The sequence below is a fragment of the Methylocaldum sp. RMAD-M genome (assembly GCF_017832375.1).
In the GTDB taxonomy this organism is placed as follows: domain Bacteria; phylum Pseudomonadota; class Gammaproteobacteria; order Methylococcales; family Methylococcaceae; genus Methylocaldum.
In genome coordinates this window covers 224,647-249,496 of the sequence record NZ_JAFIBZ010000005.1, presented here as the reverse complement: position 1 = coordinate 249,496, position 24,850 = coordinate 224,647, and the positions used below count along the sequence as shown (strand labels likewise).

Annotated in this window: 22 protein-coding genes; 15 read left to right on the top strand and 7 right to left on the bottom strand. The window is 59.5% G+C overall.

The features are described from left to right. Nucleotides 1-156 precede the first annotated feature (156 nt). The 9 genes from JOD69_RS07660 (at nucleotide 157) to JOD69_RS07620 (ending at nucleotide 8,801) form a co-directional block, all read left to right on the top strand. Nucleotides 157-582 (top strand): hypothetical protein, encoded by a 426-nt coding sequence (locus JOD69_RS07660; RefSeq protein ID WP_077727896.1) that lies wholly within the window; start codon nucleotides 157-159, stop codon nucleotides 580-582. 156 nt (nucleotides 583-738) lie between these two features. Further along, complete coding sequence (gene smbP / locus JOD69_RS07655) at nucleotides 739-1,248, top strand: small metal-binding protein SmbP (RefSeq protein ID WP_077727895.1); 510 nt, start codon at nucleotides 739-741, stop codon at nucleotides 1,246-1,248. Nucleotides 1,249-1,407: 159 nt separating this feature from the next. Then, nucleotides 1,408-1,746 carry a small metal-binding protein SmbP gene (gene smbP / locus JOD69_RS07650; protein WP_240506766.1) on the top strand — a complete coding sequence of 113 codons (339 nt, stop codon included), beginning with the start codon at nucleotides 1,408-1,410 and terminating at the stop codon, nucleotides 1,744-1,746. Between the two features lie 736 nt (nucleotides 1,747-2,482). Next, nucleotides 2,483-2,824 (top strand): hypothetical protein, encoded by a 342-nt coding sequence (locus tag JOD69_RS07645; protein ID WP_240502350.1) that lies wholly within the window; start codon nucleotides 2,483-2,485, stop codon nucleotides 2,822-2,824. After that, on the top strand, nucleotides 2,824-4,479 hold the full coding sequence (locus JOD69_RS07640; RefSeq protein ID WP_086133063.1) for a GAF domain-containing protein: 1,656 nt from the start codon (nucleotides 2,824-2,826) through the stop codon (nucleotides 4,477-4,479). Before JOD69_RS07645 ends, JOD69_RS07640 begins: the two co-directional genes overlap by 1 nt. Next, nucleotides 4,476-5,096 carry a response regulator transcription factor gene (locus tag JOD69_RS07635; protein WP_077727892.1) on the top strand — a complete coding sequence of 207 codons (621 nt, stop codon included), beginning with the start codon at nucleotides 4,476-4,478 and terminating at the stop codon, nucleotides 5,094-5,096. The genes JOD69_RS07640 and JOD69_RS07635 overlap by 4 nt, the downstream gene beginning before the upstream one ends. A gap of 39 nt (nucleotides 5,097-5,135) precedes the next feature. Beyond that, a complete protein-coding gene (locus JOD69_RS07630) occupies nucleotides 5,136-6,668 on the top strand; it encodes a PAS domain S-box protein (protein ID WP_210023840.1) in 1,533 nt (510 codons plus the stop codon). Next, nucleotides 6,665-7,129, top strand: coding sequence for a response regulator (locus tag JOD69_RS07625; protein ID WP_086133062.1), 465 nt, complete (start codon nucleotides 6,665-6,667; stop codon nucleotides 7,127-7,129). Before JOD69_RS07630 ends, JOD69_RS07625 begins: the two co-directional genes overlap by 4 nt. Continuing rightward, a complete protein-coding gene (locus JOD69_RS07620; RefSeq protein WP_086133061.1) occupies nucleotides 7,119-8,801 on the top strand; it encodes a PAS domain-containing sensor histidine kinase in 1,683 nt (560 codons plus the stop codon). The genes JOD69_RS07625 and JOD69_RS07620 overlap by 11 nt, the downstream gene beginning before the upstream one ends. Before the next feature lie 265 nt (nucleotides 8,802-9,066). On the opposite strand, the gene JOD69_RS07615 is transcribed toward JOD69_RS07620, so the two are convergent. Further along, nucleotides 9,067-9,726: a hypothetical protein gene (locus tag JOD69_RS07615; protein WP_205780626.1), complete on the bottom strand. Its 660-nt coding sequence runs from the start codon at nucleotides 9,724-9,726 to the stop codon at nucleotides 9,067-9,069. 188 nt (nucleotides 9,727-9,914) lie between these two features. Here JOD69_RS07615 and JOD69_RS07610 point away from each other — a divergent pair, with 188 nt between their 5' ends. Continuing rightward, nucleotides 9,915-12,590, top strand: coding sequence for a cation-transporting P-type ATPase (locus tag JOD69_RS07610; protein WP_086133084.1), 2,676 nt, complete (start codon nucleotides 9,915-9,917; stop codon nucleotides 12,588-12,590). 263 nt (nucleotides 12,591-12,853) lie between these two features. Here JOD69_RS07610 and JOD69_RS07605 read toward each other — a convergent pair whose 3' ends face one another. The 5 genes from JOD69_RS07605 to JOD69_RS07585 form a co-directional block, all read right to left on the bottom strand. Next, the gene (locus JOD69_RS07605) at nucleotides 12,854-13,048 is read right to left on the bottom strand and encodes a hypothetical protein (RefSeq protein WP_077727889.1); all 195 of its coding nucleotides are present in this window, start codon (nucleotides 13,046-13,048) and stop codon (nucleotides 12,854-12,856) included. A gap of 271 nt (nucleotides 13,049-13,319) precedes the next feature. After that, nucleotides 13,320-14,828 (bottom strand): helicase HerA-like C-terminal domain-containing protein, encoded by a 1,509-nt coding sequence (locus tag JOD69_RS07600; protein WP_086133060.1) that lies wholly within the window; start codon nucleotides 14,826-14,828, stop codon nucleotides 13,320-13,322. A gap of 257 nt (nucleotides 14,829-15,085) precedes the next feature. After that, entirely contained in the window at nucleotides 15,086-15,595 is a 510-nt protein-coding gene (locus JOD69_RS07595; RefSeq protein WP_077727887.1) for a TPM domain-containing protein, read from the bottom strand. Then, complete coding sequence (locus tag JOD69_RS07590) at nucleotides 15,595-16,434, bottom strand: YgcG family protein (RefSeq protein WP_205780951.1); 840 nt, start codon at nucleotides 16,432-16,434, stop codon at nucleotides 15,595-15,597. The genes JOD69_RS07595 and JOD69_RS07590 overlap by 1 nt, the downstream gene beginning before the upstream one ends. Before the next feature lie 25 nt (nucleotides 16,435-16,459). Continuing rightward, complete coding sequence (locus JOD69_RS07585; protein WP_086133058.1) at nucleotides 16,460-17,101, bottom strand: LemA family protein; 642 nt, start codon at nucleotides 17,099-17,101, stop codon at nucleotides 16,460-16,462. 441 nt (nucleotides 17,102-17,542) lie between these two features. Here JOD69_RS07585 and leuS point away from each other — a divergent pair, with 441 nt between their 5' ends. From leuS to nadD, 5 genes are all read left to right on the top strand, one after another. Then, nucleotides 17,543-20,140: a leucine--tRNA ligase gene (gene leuS / locus JOD69_RS07580; RefSeq protein ID WP_086133057.1), complete on the top strand. Its 2,598-nt coding sequence runs from the start codon at nucleotides 17,543-17,545 to the stop codon at nucleotides 20,138-20,140. 3 nt (nucleotides 20,141-20,143) lie between these two features. Next, complete coding sequence (lptE, locus tag JOD69_RS07575) at nucleotides 20,144-20,668, top strand: LPS assembly lipoprotein LptE (RefSeq protein ID WP_086133056.1); 525 nt, start codon at nucleotides 20,144-20,146, stop codon at nucleotides 20,666-20,668. Continuing rightward, entirely contained in the window at nucleotides 20,665-21,696 is a 1,032-nt protein-coding gene (gene holA / locus JOD69_RS07570) for a DNA polymerase III subunit delta (protein WP_086133055.1), read from the top strand. The genes lptE and holA overlap by 4 nt, the downstream gene beginning before the upstream one ends. Nucleotides 21,697-21,745: 49 nt before the next feature. Then, on the top strand, nucleotides 21,746-23,008 hold the full coding sequence (locus JOD69_RS07565) for a glutamate-5-semialdehyde dehydrogenase (RefSeq protein ID WP_086133054.1): 1,263 nt from the start codon (nucleotides 21,746-21,748) through the stop codon (nucleotides 23,006-23,008). A gap of 111 nt (nucleotides 23,009-23,119) precedes the next feature. After that, the gene (nadD, locus tag JOD69_RS07560) at nucleotides 23,120-23,749 is read left to right on the top strand and encodes a nicotinate-nucleotide adenylyltransferase (protein WP_086133053.1); all 630 of its coding nucleotides are present in this window, start codon (nucleotides 23,120-23,122) and stop codon (nucleotides 23,747-23,749) included. Nucleotides 23,750-23,977: 228 nt separating this feature from the next. On the opposite strand, the gene JOD69_RS07555 is transcribed toward nadD, so the two are convergent. Next, on the bottom strand, nucleotides 23,978-24,670 hold the full coding sequence (locus JOD69_RS07555; protein ID WP_086133051.1) for a VPLPA-CTERM sorting domain-containing protein: 693 nt from the start codon (nucleotides 24,668-24,670) through the stop codon (nucleotides 23,978-23,980). Between the last annotated feature and the right edge of the window lie 180 nt (nucleotides 24,671-24,850).

Genomic DNA, 24,850 nt, shown 5'->3' with positions numbered 1-24,850 from the left:
CTCTTACTTCATCTCGACGAGTTTTCCGGAGTTACAGGATTAGCCCACGGTTCTTAGTAAATTTCCCTAGAGACTGGGAAACTACCGTGTGTTAACAATGACTTTCCCGGTCGCGCCGGGAACATGGAACGAACTTTGGTGCAAAGGAGGCACGCCATGCGCTCGAAATTTCTAATCGGCTTACTTTTAGGCGCATTTATCTCATTGCTCGGTCTGAATCCGGCCCTTGCCGCGGATCGACCCATAGGGATCGCCGCTTACGTTAAGGCAGAATTCCAAAACGGCACCATGAAAGGCGATGTCATAGAGATCGTCAGAGAGGCGGCCGGACGGGAAGGGAACGATAACGGCCAGTCGGGCGCCGGCAAGCGCCGGAATAACGAAAAAGGAATGTCCGGCACGGGCAAACGCAAGAATGGCGAACGCGGCACGCCGGAATCGGGCCAACGCCGAGGCACCGAGAGCGGAACCTCTGAACCGAGCCAACGCAAAACTCCCCAACGTCCGACGCCGGGTTCCGAGGAACCGTCGATGCCCGAAGAAATGCCCGAACCCGAAACCGGGAGCGGCGATTTCGAGTAAGCGCATCAGCCCTTGATTCCTGCCGCATTCCTTTCTCGTCCGAGAAAAGCGGCAACCGAGGGCTCCCCAATGACCGTGGAGTATAGGTATGGCCTGTGCCACGCCCGCTGATACGGCGATTTAGCCGTCCGAACATTTTTCACGGAGGAAAAAGCAATGTATTCCAAAATTTTGCTTTGTCTGCTTGCCGGCATAACTACGCAAACACTGAGTCCGGCTGCGGCCGCAGAACGATCCGGAGACAGCGCCGCATATTATGCGCAGTCGCAAACCGAAACCGGCCAAAGCGGAACAGGCGTTCGCGGGACGACCGGCGAAAGTAGCGGAGGCGGTCAACCCTATCCCGGCGGTACCGGGATGACCGGAACCGAAGGAAAAGGCAAGGCCGAAACGGAGGGTATGGAAAGCCATGTCAAGGAAGCGATGAAGCACGCAAAAGCCGCTGCCGACAGCGGCAAGAAGGGCGATGCCGCAGGCGTAGGCAAACACGCCGAAGCCGCAAAACCCCATGTCGAGGCCGCCATGCAGCAAAATCCCAATGAGCATCTGACCGCTGCGATGAAAAGTCTGGACAGCGCGATTCAGCACAGCCAAATGGGCCACGCCGATATGGCAGGGCAGGCCGCTGAGGAAGCGGTTACCCATCTCAAACAGGCCAAAAAATAGTTTTCATGCTGTCGCGACAAAACGGCAGACCGGATGGCATTCCATTCGTGGCTGCCGTTTTTCGTATTAACGATGGACTTGAAATTGACGTCGTGATATTTGTAACCCGCCCCATATTGGGGCATTCAAGAAGAACAACCCTTTAACGGAGAAATGGTTATGCGTGGAAAAATCTTGTCCGGATTACTCGCCGGCCTGTTCACATTGTCGCTAGGTTTCACCGCCGTTGCCGCCGAAGATCACAAAGGGGAAGCGATGAAGCATGCCCAAGCCGCCGTCGATAGCGGCAAACAGGGCGATGCCAAAGGTGTGGCCGAGCACGCGGAAGCCGCGAAAACTCACGCCACGGCGGCGAATCAAGCAAACCCCAATCCACACTTGGATGCGGCAATCAAAAGCCTGGACGGCGCGATCGAACACGGCAAGATGGGGCATGCCGATATAGCCGGAAAAGCGGCCGAAGAAGCGATGACCCATCTCAATGCCGTAAAACAGTAACAGCCACGCTTTCGTACTTTAAAGGAGCGGCAGCTATTTTCACTGCCGCTCCTTTTTTGCCCGATTGCTCCCGCCAACAACGCGGATTTTCTTTGATGATTCGACCTCTGATTCCAAGGTCGCTTTCGATAAAAAATTGGTTTTTGTAGGTTATTCGGCGGGTTACGCGGAGCCTGTCCTGAGCTTGTCGAAGGGCCTGTCCCGAGCGGAGCCGAGGGGCTAACCCGCCACCGATGGGTTTCGCTTCGCTCTACCCATCCTACGATGAATGTTCACTTGAATGTCGAATGGAATAAGCTCGACGTCTATTCATTCAGGCCGCTCAAAACCTCGTCGGATGTCAGTCGCCATTGGTCGCACTAAACTAAATTGCGAGAGCTCGATCCAAGCAAGATAGAAGACTCCGAGGCGGACACCGAACGATTATGAGTATTAACATCTGCCGTCACGGAACTGTCGATTGCCTCTCGTTAGCGATATTGTGGGTATTTAATATCGAAAAATCCTTCTTAGGCTCAAGGGATTCCTGAACGCTTCATCGGATGTTCATCCCGAAAATAGAAACCGAACCCCTTGCTTATTTTCACCCTATTCGGCCCTGGAATGATGAAAGTTATCGATCCCGAAGATTTACGTTCTGGAGTCGCTGACTTAATCTAAGTCTCTTTAGACGGAAGGGGTGACTTTTCCGCGCTAGGAGTCTTATAACGGTTGACTAGCAAACAGAAGACCAGCAGTGCAAGACAATAAATTGACGACCAAATATACCCTGCGTGCTCGCATCAGAGAATTCAAGATTCCGCCCGTTCACGAAGGCTTGGTGTTGGGGCGCCGCGCTACCATAGGCTGCAAAGCCATCCGAAAATCCCTGGAGCTTTTAATGACTTATCCGTTCGCTCACCTCGAATTGGAGGACGAGGTCATCAGCGACATTCTGGTACGCGAAGCGGTTCTGCGGCGTGTCCCCAAGGAACAACTCATCGAATTCGTGCTCCAGCGAATCAAGCCCTTCATGGACGACACCGAAATTCTTCACCTCGATGTCGAAACGGAATTGCACCTAGAGGAAACGTTTTAGTGCAACCGACCATCCTGGACGCTTTGGCGGACGGGCTGATCAAAGTCACTGACGAAGAACGCCCCAGACTCGGCCCAACTTCCACGCCGGCCCTCTTCGCCGTCTTTTCCTCCGGAAACGACCGTTTTCTGGGCTTTGTAACCAGTGAAGAAATCGCCCAATCGCCTCACCGAATCTTTGCCGATCTACTCCCGAGAACGATACCGCCGGCCATCGGACGGGATACATCCATCGTCGCGGCGCTCGCTCTCATGGAACGGGAGAACCACTGGATCTTGCCGGTTACGGACGATAGCGGCGCCTTCGTCGGAGCGGTTACCCGTCCGCGTTTGCTCGAGTTGCTGCTCGATCACTATCAAAAGCTGTCGGCCGAACTCGAAGAGGAGCAGCGGCAGCTTCGCCTGTGGTCGACGCGGCTCGGCGAACTGAATCAGGCGTCCCGCACGCTGATGGCTTTGATGGCTCATGTCGAAGGAGAGGAAAACATGGCGCAAAGCGGCATCAACGTGCTGGCGACTCTGCTGCGCGCACGGTACGGCGCCGTCGGGATAATTGACGAAAACGGAAAGCTGGACGGCTTTTTCGTCACCGGCGTCAGCCAGGAACAGATCGAACGAATCGGCCGCTGGCCGGAAGGGAAAGGACTGCTCGGCGTAGTGGTTCAAACAAACCAGTCGTTGCGGCTCGACGACCTGACCCGTGATCCGCGATCGGCGGGATTTCCGCCCGGCCATCCGCCGATGAAGAGCCTTCTCGCGGTGCCGATCGCCGACGATGGCAAGGTGTACGGCCGCGTTTATCTCTGTGACAAACTCAACGGGGAGCCCTTTTCCGAGGAGGACGAGGTTTTGGCCACCACTTTCGCGCATAGCCTGGCACTCGCTCTGATCCAGTCGCGCGAGCAAACGCAAAGGCGTAAAGCCGAGCAGGAAACCCGGCGGTTGCTGAATGAAAACCGCCAGCTGACCCGAAAATTGCTCAAGGCCCAGGAAGAGGAGCGCAAGAGAGTAGCGCGCGAACTGCACGACGAGCTTGGGCAATATTTGACTGCCATGCAGGCGGACCTCGCGATGATGTCCTCGCTCAGCGAACGAAGCCACCCGGAGATCCATCACAGCGCTCAAACCGTCGAAGCCTTGCTGATCCGCTTTCATGACACCGTCCGCAGCCTGATCGAGAATCTGCGTCCGCCCTTGCTCGATCAACTGGGACTGGCCGAAGCCCTCGAAGAATTAGTCAACGAATACCGATCGCATTATCGCGACATCAGTTGGAAACTGACCATCATCGGCGATCTCGGCGTCCTGGATGAAACGCTTAAGATTACGGTGTATCGAATCGTCCAGGAGTGCATGAATAACATCGGCAGGCATGCCCGGGCGACGCAAGCCGAAGTCATGGTCTGCGAGAGTATCGCGTGCCAGGGAGAATCGTGTCAGCGGCATTTTGGACCTGTGCCCGGCGAGTCGGTTTCCGTCCGCCTGTTGATCAAGGACAATGGCGTCGGTTTATCGTCCCGGGAAACGAAGCGGGGACTGGGATTGATGGGCGTCCGCGAACGGGTCGAGGCGCTTGGAGGACTCTTCAGCCTGGAGAGCCAGAGCGGACAGGGAACCTGCGTAGCGATCGAAATTCCTAGCCAAGCCAGACCATGATCTCCGTACTGCTAGTCGACGATCATCCGGTAGTGCGCAGCGGCTACCGGCGCCTATTGGAGCAAGCGCCCGATATCACCGTCCTGGCCGAAGCGGCAGACGGGGAAGAGGCCTATCAGGCCTATCTGAAACACCAGCCGGACATCGTCGTCATGGACGTGGCCCTTCCCGGCATCAGCGGACTCGAAGCAGCCCGCAAGATTCTGAAACGCGATTCCCGGGCGCGAATTCTGATGTTTTCCGCTTATGAAAGCGAAGTGCTCATCGAGCGCGCGCGGGAAACCGGCGTCCGGGGGTATATCGGCAAGCGGAGCGCGGCCAAATTGATCGTGGAAGCGACACGGATCGTCTTCAGCGGCGACTTTTTCTTCGACAAACATCTGAAACGAGCCGCGTCGACTCAATCGCAAAAGCCCGTAGAGCTCTTGACGCCGCGCGAATTCGAGGTTTTCCGCCATCTGGCCCAGGGTCGTTCCGTGGCGGAAATCGCCGAGCTCTTGCACACCAGCCCCAAGACCATCAGCGTGCATCAAACGCATCTCATGCGAAAACTCCGGCTTGCGAATGTCGTGCAACTCACCCATCTAGCCTTGCGCCACGGACTGATTACCCTTTAAAAAATAAGAATTTTCTTACTGCAACCGGCTTAAAATCACTTGATCGATTCACCGATCAAGGGTTTCTTACCATTTTCCGGGCATTTCATGATGGAATTCCTGCTGAAAAAAAAGAACTTCGGTGTATGGCTGGAGTCCTCTTTGGATGGCATGGCGATTACGGACATCAAGGGAAAAATCCTTTTTTCCAATCCCGCGCTGGAGAAACTTTTCGGCTATGCCCGCGAAGAACTGGCGGAACTCACGGTCGAAGACCTCATGCCGGAACGGTTTCGCGGGCGGCATCGAGAAGAGCGTGCGGGTTACGCCGAACATCCCCGCTCCCGCCCCATGGGGGAAGGACTGGATCTTTTCGGCTTGCGCAAGGATGGAACCGAATTTCCAGCGGATATAAGCCTAATTCTCCTAGAGGCCGAGCAAGGTCGTTTCGTATTGGCTACGGTTCACGACATCAGTCGCCGCAAACTCGCCGAGAAAGCCTTGGCGAACCAGACGGTGCGGTTGCGCGCGATTCTCGAGACCGCCGTCGACGCCATCATCGTGATCGACGAGCGGGGGCTCATCGAGACCTTCAATCCCGCGGCCGAGCGCATGTTCGGGTACACCGAAGCGGAGGTAAAAGGTCAGAGCATTACTCTCCTGATGCCCTCCCCTTACCGCGACGAACACAACGCCTACATTGCCCGCTATCTCAGAACGGGGGAACGCCGGGTCATCGGCATCGGCCGCGAAGTCCTCGGGCTGCGTCGGGATGGATCCACTTTTCCCATCGAACTGACCGTCGCCGAAACCCCTCTGGGCAACCATCGCCTGTTCACCGGAATCATTCGCGATGTGACCGAACGCCGAAAAGCCCAGGAACAACAGGCTGCTCTCCTCGAACAGCTGACAGAAAAAAATGCGGAATTGGAGCGGTTCATTTACACCGCCTCGCACGATCTCAAGAGTCCCTTGATTACCATCCAGGGATTTTCAGGCATGTTGGAACAAAGCGCGACGCGGGGAGATTTCGAGCGTATGCGCGGAGACATCCGGCGGATCCGTGCGGCGGCGAGCCGAATGCAGACCTTGCTGGAAGATCTGCTGGAGCTGTCTCGCATCGGCCGCGTCGCGAATCCGCCCGAAAAGGTCTCGATGCGCGCTCTCGTCCATGAGGCGGTCGAGCTTGTCAGGGACCGGCTTTCCGGGCGTAAACTGCGGACCGAGATCAGCCGCGGTCTGCCCGACGCGGTCGGCGATCCGAAGCGGATCTTCGAGGTGTGGCTCAACCTGATCGAAAACGCCGTCAAATTCATGGGTGACCAGGATGAACCCTTGATCGAGATCGGCGCGGAAGCAAGAGAAGGAGAAATCGTCTATTTTGTACGTGACAACGGTATCGGAATCGAGCCAAGCTACCATACGAAGATCTTCGGCCTGTTCGAGCGGCTCGATCCCAATACGGAGGGTACCGGAATCGGACTGGCGATCGTCAAGCGAATCGTCGAGGTGCACGGCGGAAGTCTCTGGGTAGACTCGGAAGGTCAAGGGCTGGGTTGCACGTTTTATTTTTCCCTGAGGGATCCAGCATGAAGGGAGAAGTCCTGAATATCCTGTTGGTCGAAGACAATCCGGATCATGCCGAACTGGTCATCCGCTGTTTTCAGGAACACCGCGTGGCGAACCGGATCTATCATGTCAGCCAGGGCGCGGAAGCCTTGGATTATCTGCTGCGACAGGGCGCGTATGCCGATCCGCAAACCAGCCCGAGGCCGCACGTCGTCCTGCTAGACCTCAACCTTCCCCGCATCAATGGCATTGAAGTCCTGGGTAGAATCAGGGCATCGCCGTCCATTGCGAATCTGCCGGTCGTCATTCTCACCACCTCACGAGCCGAGCAAGACATCGCCAGAGCTTACGGCCAGCATGCCAACAGCTATCTCGTCAAGCCCGTCGATTTCGAGAATTTCACCCGGATGATGGAAGATCTGGGCTTTTATTGGCTGGCCTGGAATCACTACCCCTGGTCCGACCGAACTGTTCATGAAACCTGAGCCATCCGCAGCCGCGCCGATAGCCGACACCATCCTTCACATCCTTTTGGCCGAGGATGATACTAGCCACGCCGAGCTCATACAGAGAGCATTCGAGGCTCAAGGCGAACCCGTTCGTCTGACGGTGGTACGCCATCTCCGCGAGGCGCGGGAGGCGCTTGCCGTCGCCCTACCGGATCTCGTGATCACCGATTTGCGGCTGCCCGACGGGAAAGGTACGGAGCTTTTGCCGCAGGAAGGCTCGAATACGTCTTATCCGGTCATCGTTATGACCTGCTACGGGAACGAGGCGATCGCAGTCGAGGCGATGAAGGCCGGGGCTCTGGATTATCTCGTCAAGTCCGAGGCCACCCTGTCCGCCATGCCGCATATCGTCAAGTGCACCTTGAGCAAATGGCATGAGATTATCGAGCGGAAGCGGGCTCAGGAAGCATTGCGCCAAGCTTACGCCGAACTGGAAACGCGGGTGCAGGAGCGCACCTCCGAACTGGTGCAAGCCAATGAAACCTTAAGGCGGGAGATCGTCCAGCGCGCGCGGGTGGAGCGGGCGCTGCGCGAAAGCAAGCAGCGATTCCGCGCCCTAGCCGAGACAGTGCCGGATATCGTCTTCACGGTTTGTCCGGATGGGCGGGTCGACTACACCAACCCGCGCTTTCATGAATTCACCGGACAGCCGTGCGACTCAGAAAAGGGCTTCAGCTGGATGCGGGCTTTGCATCCCGAAGAAGTGGAACTGGTCAATGAACGCCGAAAGCATTGCCTCCAGACCGGCGAACCTTACGAGATGAAGCATCGGCTCCGCCATCGAGACGGCGAGTACCGGTGGGTGATGTGTCGCGCCCAACCGATCCGCGACGAGGCCGGCCACATCATCAAGTGGTTTGGCTCATGCTCGGATATCGACGATCTGATACAGGCCCAAACATCACTCCAAGAAGCCGACCACCGCAAGAACGAATTCTTGGCCATGCTGGCCCACGAACTGCGCAACCCCTTGGGCCCGATTCGAAATGCGGTGGAACTCCTGCGGCGGATCGGTCCGCAACATCCGCAACATCAATGGGCGGAGGATGTAATCGATCGGCAGACGGCCCATCTGGTCAGGTTGGTGGATGACCTTCTCGACGTTTCCCGCATCACGCGCGGCAAAGTGGAACTCAAAAAAGACACGATCGAGCTGAGCGATATCGTGGCCCGCGCCATCGAGGTCACGCGACCTCTCCTTGATGAACGGAAACACGCCTTCACCGTCACTCTCCCCTCCGCTCCCGTATACCTGGAGGGCGACAGCATCCGGCTGATCCAAGTCTTGGGCAATTTGCTGAACAATGCCGCCAAATACACGCCGAAAGGGGGCGCCCTCTGGCTCACCGCAAATCGGGACGGCTCCGACATCGAGCTTCGCGTGCGGGACACCGGTCTCGGCATACCGGCCGAGATACTGCCCCAGGTCTTCGATCTCTTCACCCAGGCCGAGCGCACGCTTGATCGATCCCAAGGCGGTCTCGGCATTGGTCTCACGATCGTCCGCCGCTTAGTGGAATTGCACGGAGGAACCGTGTGCGTCTCCAGTCCCGGTCCTGGCCAAGGCAGCGAATTTGTGGTCCGCTTGCCCGTGCTGCCGGAACTCTCACCTACCGACACGCTGCCCAAAAAGCCCATACGCTTGTAGGGACTCCCGCTTCCCGTATCCCTCTCTGGTCGGTGTCAGAGAGCCCGATAGGTAGGTCGGCAATCCCTTCCCAATCGCAAACGGTCGCTTTAGTCGCGACCCTTCCAATCGCGGCCTGCCCGTTTCAACAAGGTCCGAGCCGCGACCAAAAAGAAAACCGGCAGACGGCTCCGTCGAGCTCATCTGCCGGCTTCGGGAAAATCGCCGGGAGTCTTTAAAAAAGCTAAAGCATCCCGGCCGAAAGGCTAAAGTCGATTACACCGTATTACTGCTGCGCCGGCTGCTGTTGGTCGGAGCTGCTGTCGGACGGAGATGCGCCGGAACCGGAAGGCACATGCTCGCCATGCCCGCCGTGCCCACCACGGCTGACGCCGCCGCCGCTCTGGCCGGGACCCGCACCGCCGCCGCCCGCTGCCGCGCTCGCGCCTTGGCGCTGGCGCAAGCCGATCGCGCCGCCGGACGCCTTGGCGATGTTCGCTTCGGTCAAGCCGCCCAAGGTCATGGCCGAATCGACCACGATGGTGGTGACGTCGGTGATGTCCATACGGTCGGCTAGTGAACTGGTTACCACGGCCTTGACCGGACCGCGACCCGGCGCCGGATTGTTCGGAGTGGCGGTCAGCACGATGGGATACGCAGTGCCCGCGGGGACGGTAATCGAGTACTGGTTCGAGGTGCTCGTAACCTCCGTCGTCGTCACTAACTGACCGTTCTTGTCCCGCACTTCGATCTTGGCATCCGTAACGGGACCGTGTTGATCCTGAACGTTCCCGCTGATTTTCGCTTCCGACATGGCCGGCGCAGAAGAACTGCCGCCGGGACCGGCATCGCAGCCGGCCAATAGCCCAGCCACGGCGATAGAGAAGGCGCAAAAACCATTTCTCAGAACAGAAAAGCGAGTCTTATCGAATTGTTGATTGGTCATACTCTGTAAACCGACTGTTTAGTTGAGTGGGTTCTAACTGTCCGCGTATTGAAACATCGGCGTGATAGCGCGGGGTTTATAGCATATAAGTTCTTTTTCTGTACATATTTCGGCCGCTTGACGAAAATCCGCGAAATTGCCTACGGCGGCCAAGGCGTTTGCTGGATCGGTTCACCCCAAAAGGCGGCATGAAAATCCATCATCTCCAACCCGATCAGGCCTTGACAAGCCTTCATACTCAACCCGAAGGGCTAAGTGAAACCGAAGCGGCCCGCCGGCTCCGTGAATATGGTGCCAACCGGCTTACGGAGTTCGAGCGGGAATCCGTCGCACTACGCTTCGCCAGGCAGTTCACTCACTTTTTCGCCCTGCTCCTCTGGCTTGCCGCGGCATTGGCGTTTTTCGGGGATTGGAAAGCGCCGGGGGAAGGCATGGAAACTCTGGGTTTCGCCATTATCGGCGTGATCCTCGTCAACGGGCTGTTTTCGTTCTGGCAGGAATACCGGGCCGAAAGAGCCATCGCCGCGCTGCAAAAGCTCCTGCCGCTGCAAATCAAGGTGATGCGCGAAGGCAGCGTGCGCCTTGCGGATGCTTCGGACATCGTGCCGGGCGATGTGATCCTGCTGCAGGAAGGCGACAACGTACCCGCCGACTGCCGGGTTCTGGAGGCTTTTGCCCTGAGGGTGAACAACGCCACGGTAACCGGCGAAGCCTTACCCCAAGCCAGAGACGCGCAGCCCTCGGCGACGGACGAGCTCATTCACGCTCGCAATGTCCTGCTGGCGGGCACCGCCGTCGTCTCCGGCGAAGGCCGGGCGGTGGTCTTCCACACCGGCATGCACACCGAATTCGGCAAGATCGCCCACCTCACTCAAACGGCAGGCGAACCCGTTTCCCCTCTCCAAAACGAAATCCTCCGCCTGAGCCGGATCGTCGGCATGCTTGCCGTCTCATTGGGCATCGTCTTCTTTTTCATCGGGCGGGCGGCCGGCCTGTCGTTTTGGCAGGATTTCATCTTCGCCATCGGCATCATCGTCGCCAACGTACCGGAAGGCCTGCTGCCCACGGTTACCCTCTCCCTCGCCATGGCCACCCAGCGCATGGCCAAACGCAATGCCTTGGTACGCCACCTGCCATCGGTCGAAACATTGGGCTCGGCCACCGTCATCTGCACGGACAAGACCGGCACCCTGACGCAAAACCGCATGGCGGCGAGACAAATCTTCTTCGGCAATGAAGTCTGTCATCCGGAAGATATCGACGAACAACTCGCTGCAACCTACCCGAGACTTTGGGAGTGCGCGCGCAACTGCCAGAACCTCAAGGAAACGAGCCGCGACGGAAAGCGGGAGCTACTCGGCGATCCCATGGAGATCGCGCTGGTGCGGATGGCGGAACGGTTCCTGAACGATACCGCCGCCTATCCGAAAATCGACGAGATCCCTTTCGACACGGACCGGAAGCGCCTTTCGATTTTGAGCCGCACGCCGGAGGGGAACCGGCTGTACGCCAAAGGCGCCCTGGAAACCGTGCTGCCGCTGTGCTCCGACGTGCAGATCGGCGAAGAAATCGTGCCGCTGACCGAGGAAATGCGCCGCCGGTTTGTCTATGCCCAAGAAACGATGGCGGAACGCGGACTTCGCATCCTCGCCTTTGCCGATCGCGAAATCCCCGAGACATACGCGCGCGAGCGGCTGGAAGAGCGGCTGACACTGACCGGCCTGGTGGGACTGGAAGATCCGCCCCGCCCAGAAGTACCGTCCGCCATCGAAAAATGCCTTCAGGCAGGCATCAAGGTCATCATGGTCACCGGCGATCACCCTCACACCGCCAAGGCGATCGCCCGGGAAATCGGTCTGCTCCGCGGCAATCACCCCCACGTGATCACCGGCGACGAATTGCGGCGGCTCTCCAACACGCAGCTACAGCTCGCGCTCGACAAAGAAGAAGTCATCTTCGCCCGGCTCGGCGCCGACCAGAAGATGCGCATCGTCGACGCCCTGAAACGCAAACGGCACGTAGTGGCGGTGACCGGCGATGGAGTCAACGACGCCCCGGCGCTCAAGACCGCCGACATCGGCATCGCCATGGGCATTGCCGGAACCGACGTGGCCAAGGAATCCGCCGACATGATTCTCCTGGACGACAATTTCGCGAGCATCGTCAGCGCGATAGAGGAAGGGCGGGCGGTATTCGGCAATATCCGCAAGTTCATGTCCTACATACTCACGTCCAACATTCCCGAACTCGTGCCTTACCTCGCTTTCGCCCTGTTCAGCATTCCGCTGCCCCTGACCATCATCCAGATTCTGGCGGTCGACCTCGGCACCGATATGGTGCCGGCCCTGGGACTCGGAGCGGATCGCCCGGACCCCGTCTGCATGAAAAAGCCGCCCCGATCGGCCAGGGAAAAACTGCTCACCTGGCCGTTGCTCACGCGTGCCTACCTGTTCCTCGGAGTTCTCGAAGCCCTCGCCGCCATGGCGGCCTTTTTCTACGTGCTCCATGGAGCCGGCTGGCAGTACGGCCAAACCTTGGCCCGAGACAACCCGATTTATCTCCGAGCCACCACGGCCTGTCTGTCGGCCATCATCGTCATGCAGGTGATGAACGTCTTTCTGTGCAAACATCCGGACCGCCCCCTGTTCCGCTCTCCCCTTTTCAACAACCGATTAATCCTGGTCGGCATTCTGCTGGAAATCGCCTTGATCCTGTTCATCGATTACACGCCTTGGGGCAACAACATCTTCGGCACCGCGCCCATAGAGCTCGACGTCTGGCTGTTTACTCTGCCGTTTGCATTGGGAATGTTGTTGATGGAGGAAATGCGGAAGGGACTGGCGAGATTAATGGCGGCGCCCTAAACCGGTGGCAGAATCGTACACCGTTTCGAAAGCGCGCGGGTTAGGCATGGATCTTATTCCATTCGGCATTCGAGTGACCATTAATTGTAGGTGGGTTAGCGGAGCGTAACCCACCGATTCGAGGTCGCTCGGTGGGTTACGGCCTCGCGGCCTAACCCACCATCTACAAAATGAATGCCTTATTGAAAGCGATTTGGAATTAACCCACCAAACAGCCGCGGTCTCTGCGGCTCTGCGGAACGAAATGCCGATTGCCCGGTAAATCAGAAATTCTTTCGTTGCCGTGAAGCGGTTTTTGCTCTACTGACTCTTTCGGAGCGATAGATGAAACGCATGCCCATAATGAATGCGCCGAGAACGATCAACAGTACGGCAAACGGTATCGCCAAGGCGGTCTGACTCATGACCACGGCGGCCCCGATCAGAATCAGCACCAAAGGCTTCACTTCGTAAAACATCTTAACTCCTCGTCAACTCTTCTATGGCCGCACGGATCACGCGGGTTCGTTCGGCGCCTCGCGAGAAGTCCCGGTCGGCCGAAACTGGCCGACCGGGACCCACATGTAAACTGAGCCGTCGTTAAGAATAGCCGCAAGCCGATATTTTTATTGCCGCCTGCCCGATAACGAGTTCGTAAGATGCACTGAGTGCCCGAAACGCATTGATCGCGAACGATGCGGTTCGTCCCTCACCGCATCCTACCTTTTGGTATACCTGATAACGTCCACCCTACCTTTTTCTTCCCGTCAAAGACCCCAGCACGCCCCTAAGAAGCTGCCGGCCGAGTTCGCTGCCTATGCTTCGGGCGGCGCTTTTGGCGAAGGCCTCCATCGCGGTTTGCCGTTGTTTGCCCTTACCGCGCGACGGAGTGCCCAGAATGCTCCCGAGCGTATCGAAAATGCCTCCGGCTGCCGAACCGGAAGCAGGACGGCCGGCTTCTTCGGTCCTTTGCTGGAGATCCTCGGCGGCACGCGCTTTGAGCATTTCGTAGGCCGACTCCCGGTCCACGGCTTTTTCGTAATGGCCCGCGATGGGCGACTCGCCGATGAGTTGCTTTCGTTGAGCGGCATCGATGGGGCCGATCTTGCTTTGAGGCGGCAGGATGAAGGCCCGCTCGACGATATGCGGACGGCCTTTTTCGTCGAGTAATGAAACCAAGGCTTCGCCGACGCCCAACTCGGTAATGACGGTCTTCTCGTCCAGGTCCGGATTGTCGCGCATGGTTTCGGCCGCCGAACGAACCGCTTTCTGATCCCGCGGCGTAAAGGCCCGAAGCGCGTGCTGGATGCGATTGCCGAGCTGTCCCAAAACCTTGTCCGGAACGTCCAGAGGATTTTGCGTCACGAAATAAACGCCCACGCCCTTGGAGCGGATCAGGCGCACGACTTGCTCGATCTTGTCCAGCAAAATCTCCGGAGCGTCGTCGAATAGCAGATGCGCCTCGTCGAAGAAAAACACCAGCTTGGGTTTGTCGCGATCCCCCACTTCCGGCAGATGCTCGAACAGTTCGGACAACAGCCAGAGCAGAAAGGCTGCATAGACTTTCGGTGCCTGCATGAGCTTGTCGGCGGCCATGATATTGATTACGCCCTGCCCGTCCGGCGCGGTTTGCATCAGATCGTCGATGTTCAGGGAGGGCTCGCCGAACAGCCGGTCTCCGCCCTGGCTTTCCAAGGCCATCAAACCGCGCTGGATGGCGCCGATGCTGGCGGCGGAGATGTTGCCGTACGAGGTGGTGAATTGGCCCGCATTTTCGCCCACGAACTGAAGCATCGCGCGCAAGTCCTTCAGATCGAGCAGCAGCATTCCGCTGTCGTCCGCGATCTTGAAAACCAGGTGGAGCACGCCCTCCTGGGTTTCGTTCAGATTAAGCATGCGCGAGAGCAGCAAGGGCCCCATCTCGGAAATGGTCGCCCGCGCCGGATGGCCTTGTTCGCCGAAAACATCCCAAAAGGTCACCGGAAATCCGGCGAATTCATGGCCCTGGATGCCGAGCAACGATAGCCGCTCGGCCATCTTCGGGCTGGCCACGCCCGGCTGGCTCAAACCGGACAAATCGCCTTTGATGTCCGATAAAAACACCGGCACGCCGATGCGGCTGAAACGCTCCGCCAGAACTTGCAACGTAACGGTCTTGCCGGTGCCGGTCGCTCCGCTGATCAGGCCGTGGCGGTTGGCCATGGACGGCAGCAGTGAAAGCGAATCCCGGCCTTTGGCGATTAACAATGCGTCGGTCATGAGTGGTCTCCGGCAAATGAAGTGATCCGTTAATAGTAATCGGCAACTAGCCGGTTGACCGGAAAAAGTCCGTACCCGGCGCGGGACAATGCTGTTGAACTAAGCCGTCATACCGGCAGGGAGTGCCGGTATCCAGTCGACAAGGACGTTACTCCGCAAGTCGTCCCGAACGTCTGGGTTCCGGCATTCCCTGCCGGAACGACGAGCCTGAGCCTTAACTCAAAACAGTATCGGCCGGCGGGAGCGGCCGAGCAAACTCAACCATCAATAATGACCGGATGATTGGCGAGCTCGTCGCCGTGCAGATCCGGTCCCGCGAAGTGCTTTTCCAAATGAGAGCCCACGGCTTGAACCCCGGCCACGATACCCGCCTCGAAGTCGCCTTTCCGAAAAGCCGCTTCCATCTCATGGCAGATACGCTCCCAAGCTTCCGCTCCGACCAGCCGGTCGATACCGCGATCGGCGACGATCTCCACGTCCCTATCCGCGAGCAGCAGATAAATCAAAACGCCGTTGTTCCGTTCCGTATCCCAGATGCGGAGATCGGAAAACACTTCCAAGGCCCTTTCCCTCGGCGTCTCCCGCCGCAGCAATCTCCGCCAATCGAGCGAAATTTCCACGGCGACGCGGATTTCTCCGCCGTGCTTCGTCTCGCTTTCACGGATCTCCTCGGCGATGGCTTTAAGCGCGTGGCGCGGCAGGACCCGCCGAAGCCGCCAGGGTCCGTAACACAGATGCTTTAGGATACGACCGAAATGCTTGAACATCACCAGCGCCCCGAAGCTCCGCCGCCGCTGAAACCGCCGCCGCCCCCTCGGAAACCGCCACCTCCGGAGGAGCCGCCGAATCCACCGGGCCCGCCGTACCAGCCGCCCGGCCCTACCCGACCCATGCCTCCGAACACCGTCATGAACACGAAGAAGCCGACGAAAAGCGAAAACAGGATCGGCAGACCGAAAAAGGCGACCAGCAGTCCGGCGCCCGCGCCGGCAATGAGCCCGCCGAGAAAGGGGCCGAACAGAAACCGGAGTATCCGCCCACCGAAGATGCCGCCCAGAATCGAAAGCCCGAAAACGCCGCCCAGATCCTCATCCGGAACTCTTTCGCCATCGGCAGGCGCGGGCAGAGGCTCACCGCGAATCAGGGCGAAAAGACTGTCGATGCCTTCGGACAGGCCGCCGTGAAAATCGCCTTGTTTGAAAAACGGGATCATCACGTCTTCCACGATCCGGTTGGCGACGGCATCGGGGATCACGCCCTCGAGCCCGCGCCCCACTTCAATCCTAACGGTACGGTCCTGCTTGGCCAGGAGGATCAGGACGCCGTCGTCGATCCCCTTGCGGCCTAGCTTCCAGGCATCCGCCACCCGTATGGAATATTGCTCGATGGTCTCGGGCTCGGTGGTGGGCACCAGCAAGATCGCGATTTGGCTGCCCTTTTCAGCCTCGAAGGCCGCCAGCCGGCTTTCGAGTCCCGCCTTTTCGTCCGGCTTCAAGGTCCCGGTCAGATCGGTAACGCGCGCCTGTAGCGCCGGCACCGCAACCTCGGCCCTAGCCTCGGACCCGACAAACGCCAGAAGGACGGCAAGAATCCAAACCGGAAGCATGTTCGGCATCGATATCGACGTTCGCCTACCGGGCCGGAGCGGGGGCGGGGGCGGGGGCGGGGGCGGGGGCCGGGGCCGGCGTGCCGAAATCGACCGTGGGCGGCCGAGAGATTTCGCGTTCGTTTTCCACCGTGAAATTCGGCTTGACCTCCATGCCGAAAATCCGCGCGGTAATGTTGGTGGGGAAGGAGCGGACCGTGACGTTATAGTCCTGAACCGCCGCGATGTAGCGATTGCGCGCCACGGTGATGCGGTTCTCCGTACCTTCCAGCTGCGCCTGCAGATCGCGGAACAAACTGTCCGCCTTGAGCTGCGGATAGTTCTCCGCCACCGCCATCAATCGCGACAAGGCGCCGGACAATTCGCCCTGAGCCGCCTGGAACTGGGAGAAGGCCTGCGGATCGTTCAACAGTTCCGGCGTGGCCTGAACGGACCCGACCCTGGAACGCGCCTCGGTCACCTGGGTCAACACCTCCCTTTCGTGCCCTGCGTAACCCTTCACCACGTTGACCAAATTGGGCACCAGGTCCGCCCGGCGCTGATATTGGTTTACGACCTCCGACCAGCTCGCCTTGATCTGCTCGTCTTGCTGCTGCAGGGTGTTGTATCCGCATCCGCTCAGCAAGAGCACGTGTAATAAGACCAAGCCCGCGATCAATGTGCGCATGTTTTTCTCCCGAAAAGGCTGTCGGACGATGTCCGGAAAACGAATCCATAAAGTGTGCTACGTACAACAGGCATAAGACAATCTGTCAAAAGGCTTATTCGGAGTATCCCGTTCAGGAGTCCCGGCAACTCGTGTTTGTTCCGAAGTACGGATTCGTAGGGTGGGTTAGGCGCGCATCGCACCGAGTCCGCAAAGTTCCTTCGGTGTTTCCGCGCGCCGTAACCCACCAGGGGGGCGTGGACCACACCTTTTGGTGGGTTACGGCGCGCTCGCGGCACAGTGACTAATACCAAATCTGTCGCTATGCGCGCCTAACCCACCCTACGAAATCCGGTTTTCAGGACAAAACGAGGATCGCCGACGAAGCCCGCGCCCATTTGCGGTACCGGCGAGTGCTTTAGTATCCTACAAGGTTTAATTCGGCGACCGAAATCCCCGCGTATGGAAGACATTTACAAGCCGCAGACCATCGAACAAGAAGCCCAGGACGCCTGGGAAGCCCAGGGCGTTTTCCGCGCCGTCGAAGACCCGGCCAGGGAAAAGTATTACTGCCTGTCCATGTTCCCCTACCCCAGCGGGCGGCTGCACATGGGCCATGTCCGCAACTATACCATCGGCGACGTGATCGCCCGCTATCAGCGCATGCAGGGCAAGAACGTGCTTCAGCCGATGGGCTGGGACGCCTTCGGACTGCCGGCGGAAAACGCCGCGATGCAGAACAAGGTCGCTCCGGCGGCGTGGACTTACGCCAATGCCGATTACATGCGCAAGCAGCTCAAGTCGCTGGGGCTCGCCATCGACTGGAGCCGCGAGATCGCCACCTGCAAGCCCGATTATTATCGCTGGGAACAATGGCTGTTCACCAAGCTGTTCGAAAAAGGCCTGATCTACAAGAAGGTCGCCCCGGTGAACTGGGACCCCGTGGACCAGACCGTGCTGGCCAACGAACAAGTGATCGACGGCCGCGGCTGGCGGTCGGGCGCGCCGGTGGAAAAGCGCGACATCCCCATGTACTTCATGCGCATCACCGCCTACGCCGAGGAACTGCTCGCCGGGCTGGACCAGTTGCCGGGCTGGCCCGAACAGGTGAAGACCATGCAGCGCAACTGGATCGGCAAGAGCCACGGCTGCGAAGTGCATTTTCCCTACGAGGACGGCAGTGACGTCCTCAAGGTTTACACCACCCGCCCCGACACCCTGATGGGCGCGACTTATGTCGCCGTGGCGGCGGAACATCCGCTGGCCCTGGCAGCCGCGGAAGGCCATCCGGAATTGGAAGCCTTCATCGAGGAATGCAAACACGGCGGCACGGCGGAAGCCGAGCTCGCCACCATGGAAAAGAAAGGCATGGCGACCGGCCGCTTCGTCATTCATCCATTAACCGGCGAAAAACTGCCGGTATGGATCGCCAATTACGTATTATGGGGTTACGGCGAAGGCGCGGTGATGGCGGTGCCGGCTCACGACGAGCGGGATTTCGAGTTTGCGCATAAATATGGACTGCCGATCAAAACCGTCATCGCGTCCAAATCGGACGCTTATGAGACGGTCGATCCGGAGGGCGAGTGGATAGACGACTATGCCGAGTACGGCGTGTGCGTGAATTCGGGAAAATACGATGGCCTCGATTTCCAGCAAGCCTTCGACGCCATCGCCGCCGATCTCGAAGCCAAAGGCCTAGGCCAGAAGCGCACCCAGTTCCGCCTGCGCGACTGGGGCATCTCCCGCCAGCGTTACTGGGGCTGCCCGATTCCCGTCATTCATTGTCCGAACTGCGGCGACGTGCCGGTACCAGAAGATCAGCTCCCCGTGGTATTGCCGGAAGACGTCAAGATCGATGTGGGCTCTCCGCTCAAGAAAATGCCCGAGTGGTATCAAACAACCTGCCCGAAATGCGGAGGCCCGGCTGAGCGCGAGACGGATACCATGGACACCTTCGTCGAATCGTCCTGGTACTACGCCCGCTATGCCTGCCCGGACAGCCACGACGCCATGCTGGATCAACGCGCCAAATACTGGCTGCCGGTGGATCAGTACATCGGCGGCATCGAGCACGCCATCCTGCATCTTCTGTACGCGCGCTTCTTCCATAAGCTGATGCGCGACGTGGGCCTGGTGGACAGCGACGAACCCTTCACCAATCTGCTCACCCAGGGCATGGTGGTGGCGCCGACCTTCTACCGGGAGCAGGCCGACGGCAAGAAGCACTACTACAACCCGGCCGAAGTGGACGTGCAATTGGACGAGCGGGGAAGGCCGCTGGGCGCGAGCTTGAAGGCCGATGGACAGCCGGTCACGATCGGCGGCACCGAAAAAATGTCCAAGTCCAAGAACAATGGCGTCGATCCGCAAGCGCTGATCGATCGTTACGGCGCGGACACGGCGCGCTTGTTCATGATGTTCGCGTCCCCGCCCGAGCAGTCGCTGGAATGGTCGGACAGCGGCGTGGAAGGTGGATTTCGGTTCCTGAGGCGCCTCTGGAAACAGGTCGCCGTCCATGTCGACCAAGGCCCCGCCCCTAGGCTCGACAAGACGGCGCTCGACGAGGCGCAAAAGGCCATGCGGCGCCAGACGCACGAGACCCTTCGCAAGGTCAGCGACGATATCGGCCGGCGTTACACCTTCAACACGGCGATCGCCGCCAACATGGAACTGCTCAACGCCTTGGCGAAGTTCGACGATGCGAGCGATGAGGGACGCGCAGTGCGCCAGGAAACGCTGGAGCTCGTGGTGCTGATGCTGTCTCCCATCGTGCCCCATATTTGCCACCGCTTGTGGCACGAACTCGGACATCCCGAAACGGTCGCGACCATGGCATGGCCAAGAGTGGACGAATCGGCGCTGGTGCAAAACACCGTGGAGCTGGTGGTTCAGGTGAACGGCAAGCTGCGCGGCAAAATCACCGTGCCGGTGGATGCCGCCAACGACGCCGTCGAGGCCGCCGCGCTCGGCGATCCCAACGTGCAGCGCTTCGTCGAGGACAAACCGGTCAAAAAGGTTATCGTGGTTCCGCGCAAGCTGGTCAACATCGTGGTGTAGCCAATGACAAGACGGTCTCTCGCAAAAGCGGCGGTTTCGGCAATTTTCGCCCTATTGCTCTCGGCTTGCGGATTCCATCTCCGCGGCAGCTTGCCGGCCACGATGGTCGCTAAAACCTTCTACATCGACGGTTTGGGGCGCGGAGACCTGTTCGTTCAGGAGTTTTCGCAGATTTTGTCTTATTCCGGGGGCAACCTCGCGGCGGCTCCCAGCCAGGCCGGCGCGGTGATCCACATCGTCCAGGCGAGGCAGGACCGCCGCCCGATCGGTCTGAGCAAGCAAGGCCGAGCCAACCTGTTCGATTTGAGCTATCGGGTCGTCTACGAGGTGTCGACGCCACAGGGCGAGATACTGCTGCCGCGCCAGGAGCTCGAGCTGAAACGGGATTATTTCAACGATCAGACCTCCCCGCTCAGTCAAACCCAGGAGGAATACCAAATCCAGCAGGAGATGCAGCGCGAGGCCGCCCAACTCCTGTTTCGCCGCGTCGCTTACGCACTGAGCCGCCCGCCTGCGGACAAGTCGTGAAACTATCCGCCGAGCAGCTGGGAGAGCAACTGAAGAAGCGTCTGGCTCCGGTTTATTTCCTGAGCGGAGACGAGCCCCTGCAGCTTGCGGAAGCGGCCGACGCGATACGGCAGGCGGCGCGTGCCGCCGGGTACGGCAGCCGTGAATTGTTCTACGCCGATACCGGCTTCGACTGGGGCAGCTTGCAGGAGGCCGCCGATTCGTTTTCTCTCTTCGGCGAAAAGCGCATTTTGGACCTGCGCCTTCCCGCGAAGCCGGACAAAGCGGCGGCGGCAGCCCTGGCGCGTTATGCCGAGCGGCCCGCGGAAGACGCAGTCCTCATCGTCAGCAGCGCGAAAATCGGGGGCGCCGAACAAAAAAGCCGCTGGTACCAGGCCATCGACCGCATCGGCGTGGTGGTCCAGGTCTGGCCCCTGGAGGGCGAGCAATTGCTGCGCTGGCTCGACCGGCGCTTGAACGCGAAAGGTCTGTTGGCCGACCGCTCGGGCATCCGCATATTGGCCGCCCGCGTCGAAGGCAATTTGCTGGCGGCCGCCCAGGAAATCGAAAAATTGCACATCTTGTACGGCAAGGGCAAGATCGACGACGACCAGATCGTCAAGACCGTCGCCGACAGCGCCCGTTACGATGTTTTCGATCTGGCCGAAGAAGTCTTGCGCGGTCACACTCAGAAAGCCTACCGCGTACTCACGGGACTCAAGGCGGAAGGCGTGGCGCCTGCGGTCGCGCTATGGGCGCTCACCCGCGACGTTCGCCTGATCGGCAACATCATGGCTCTGGTCGCCCAAGGCACCTCGACCGAATCGGCATTGGCGAAATGCCAAGTGTGGGACAAACGAAAATCGACCGTGCTCCAGGCACTGCAGCGCCTGAACCGCGACAGCATTCACCGGACCCTCTTGCTCAGCGCCAAGGCTGACAGAGTGATCAAAGGCATGGAAACGGGCGACCCCTGGGAAGAACTGTTGTCCGTCTGCGTAAGCCTCACGGCACCTTCGGGAACACGCATTACGGCGAAGCCTCATTGACGTTTCATAGCTCACCGCTTTCGATTATTCACCTTTCCTTGAACGACCCATGTTAAACGACCTTCAAACTTATATGCTTAGGGTGGGCGAGCAGGCTCGCGAGGCCGCCCGCTCGATGAGCCGTGCGGAGACCGCCGCAAAGAACAGCGCTCTCCTGGCCATCGCCGACACCCTGCAAAGCAATGCCCAATTGCTGATGGCGGAGAATCACAAGGATCTCGAGGCCGGACGCCACAGAGGACTCGACGGCGCGATGCTCGACCGGCTGGACCTCACCGAAAAGCGCATAGACGCCATGGCTCAAGGTCTGCGCGAAGTGGCCGCGCTTTCCGATCCGGTGGGCGAAATCACCGGCCTCACCTATAGACCCTCCGGCATTCAGGTCGGCCGGATGCGGGTGCCTTTGGGCGTCATCGGGATCATCTACGAGTCCCGCCCCAACGTGACCGCGGACGCCGCGGCGCTTTGCCTCAAATCCGGCAACGCCTGCATCCTGCGGGGCGGGTCCGAAGCCATACATTCCAACAAGGCCATCGCCGACTGCATACGGGACGGTCTTGAGCAAGCGGGACTGCCCCGCGACGCCGTGCAACTGATCGAAACCACCGACCGGGCGGCGGTCGGCGAGCTGATCCGCATGGAACGCCACGTGGACGTGATCGTGCCGCGCGGCGGCAAGAGCCTCATCGAGCGCATCACGGAAGAATCCCGCATCCCGGTCATCAAACACCTGGACGGCATCTGCCACGTCTACATCGACGACCGCTGCGATTTCGACAAGGCCATCAAGATTGCTCTGAATGCCAAGACCCAGCGCTTCGGTGTCTGCAATGCGATGGAAACCTTGCTGATCGCTGCCCCGATTGCGCCCGTTCTCCTTCCGGACCTGGCGCACCTCTTTCGGGAAAAGGGCGTGGAGCTCCGCGGCTGCCCTAGAACCGTGCAAATCTTGCCGGACTGTACGCCGGCAACCGCGGAAGACTGGGACACCGAATATCTCGCGCCCATCCTGTCCATCCGCGTGGTCGAGGGCCTCGACGAGGCGCTGGATCATATCAATCGGCACGGATCGCAACACACGGACGCCATCGTGACCGAGGACTACACCCGCGCGCGCCGTTTTCTCCGGGAAGTGGATTCCAGCTCGGTAATGGTCAACGCCTCCACCCGGTTCGCCGACGGTTACGAATACGGCTTGGGCGCCGAAATCGGCATCAGCACCGACAAGCTGCACGCCCGCGGCCCGGTAGGACTGGAAGGATTGACCACCCAGAAATTCATCGTTCTGGGCGATGGGCATATCCGCGCCTGACTTGCAACACCTAGGGCGGATTAGTATCGTAGGTCGGCAATCCTTTGCCGACGAATATGTCGGGAAAGGGTTCCCGGCCTACTGCTACGGCCTCTCCCCCCAAGAGCGCTCATGATCGGCATATACGGCGGAACCTTCGATCCCATCCACTACGGCCACCTGCGGACGGCCCTGGAAGTCAAAGAAGCGGTCGAACTGGACGAGGTCCGCTTCGTCCCCTGCCGTTTGCCGCCCCACCGCGCTGCGCCGGAGGCCGAACCCGAGCATCGCCTTAAGATGCTGGAGCTGGCCCTGCACGACGCCGAGCCCGGCTTCCGTATCGATACACGGGAACTAGACCGGCCCGGGCCGTCCTACATGGTGGATACGCTTGCGTCCATTCGAGCGGAGATCGGCGCTCGGCCGTTGTGCCTGATCGTCGGGCTGGATGCCTTCCTCGGCTTTCCCCGCTGGCACCGCTGGCGGGAGCTGTTCGATCTCGCCCATATCGTCGTCATGCAACGGCCGGGCGCAGCGCCCGATTTTGCGGGCGATTTGGCATCGCGCATCGCAGAACGCCGTACCGAACAGCCAGGTGCCATGCGCCCTCAGCCGGCGGGAGCAATCCATTTCGTCGATGTCACCCAGCTCGATATTTCGGCGACCCGCATCCGGGAAGCCGTAAAAACCGGCAAGAGCGCCCGTTATTTGATTCCCGAGCCGGTCCGGCGATTCATCCAAAGCGAAGCACTTTACCGGTAGCCCAGAAACGGCAGTCCCGCGCGTCCGCAGGCGCGAGCAAGGATGATTTCAAGCATATCGAACGAAAGCGACCGCAGGTCCAATCCCTTTGCCGCGGTCGGCGTGTGGGTCTTGCGATGCGTTCCCGCATCGAGGCGAAGAGCGGAATGGGCCCGGCCCCGCGCTACTTTTGGCCGAATTCCTCCCGTACCCAAGATACACGCGGCGCTTATCGGCCGATGATGTTTGTTATGCGCGTAAAAGCACGCTGCGGCGCTTCTTGGCGGCCGTCACGCCGCTCAAACCGGCGAGTCCGGAAGCCAAGAGCCACACGGCCGCGGGCAAAGGCACCGGGGCCGGTTCGCCGCCGGACAGAACCGCGCCGATGGTCACGCGGATCGAGTTCAGATCGATCCAGGCCTCACCCTGACTGCCCACCGGAACGGCCCCCAGCATCGTCGTCAATAGGACGTCCAGTTCTTCGCTCCGGGCAATCGACTGCTCGAACAGCGTGGTCCAGCTGCCCGCCTTTTCGCCGCCGCTGCCGCCGAGGCGGAAGGATTTTTCACCCGAGTCGCGGAACAGCTCGTCGTTGGTAAAATCGTCGAGCCGGAGCCGACTGCTGGCCGAAACGCTGCTGTTCTTTCCGGCGAGTGCGTAGTCGCCGCCCTCCGCCAAGTGAAACTGATCGATCAGAAATCCGTCCTTGGCGATGACCTGAAATTCCATGGTTTCCCTTAGGCGCTGGGAAGCCGAGGCGGCAGAACGATCGGAAAAGGCGAAGCTCAGGGTATCGCCGTCGATGGACGGTGTCCCGAAGTAATCCAGGTCCTCGTCCGCAAACTGGAAATAAACCGATTGGCCTTCCAGCAGGGCGGCCTGCGCGGCAGCCCCGCTGAAAAAGAAAAGAATCCCTGTGATCACACCGATAAATGTCTTCATGAGCAATCCACTCCCTAATCAGTCGGTTAAAAAGGCGAATCAGACGGCTTGCCGAAGCAAGCCGCGGATTGTTACAAGCACGTTTCATTCCACATACCGGATCAGCCAGAAATCGCATGCGCAAACGGATTATGGCGCGCCTTTTGCGGGAAATGCCTGGACCATAGGGCAAATGCCTCA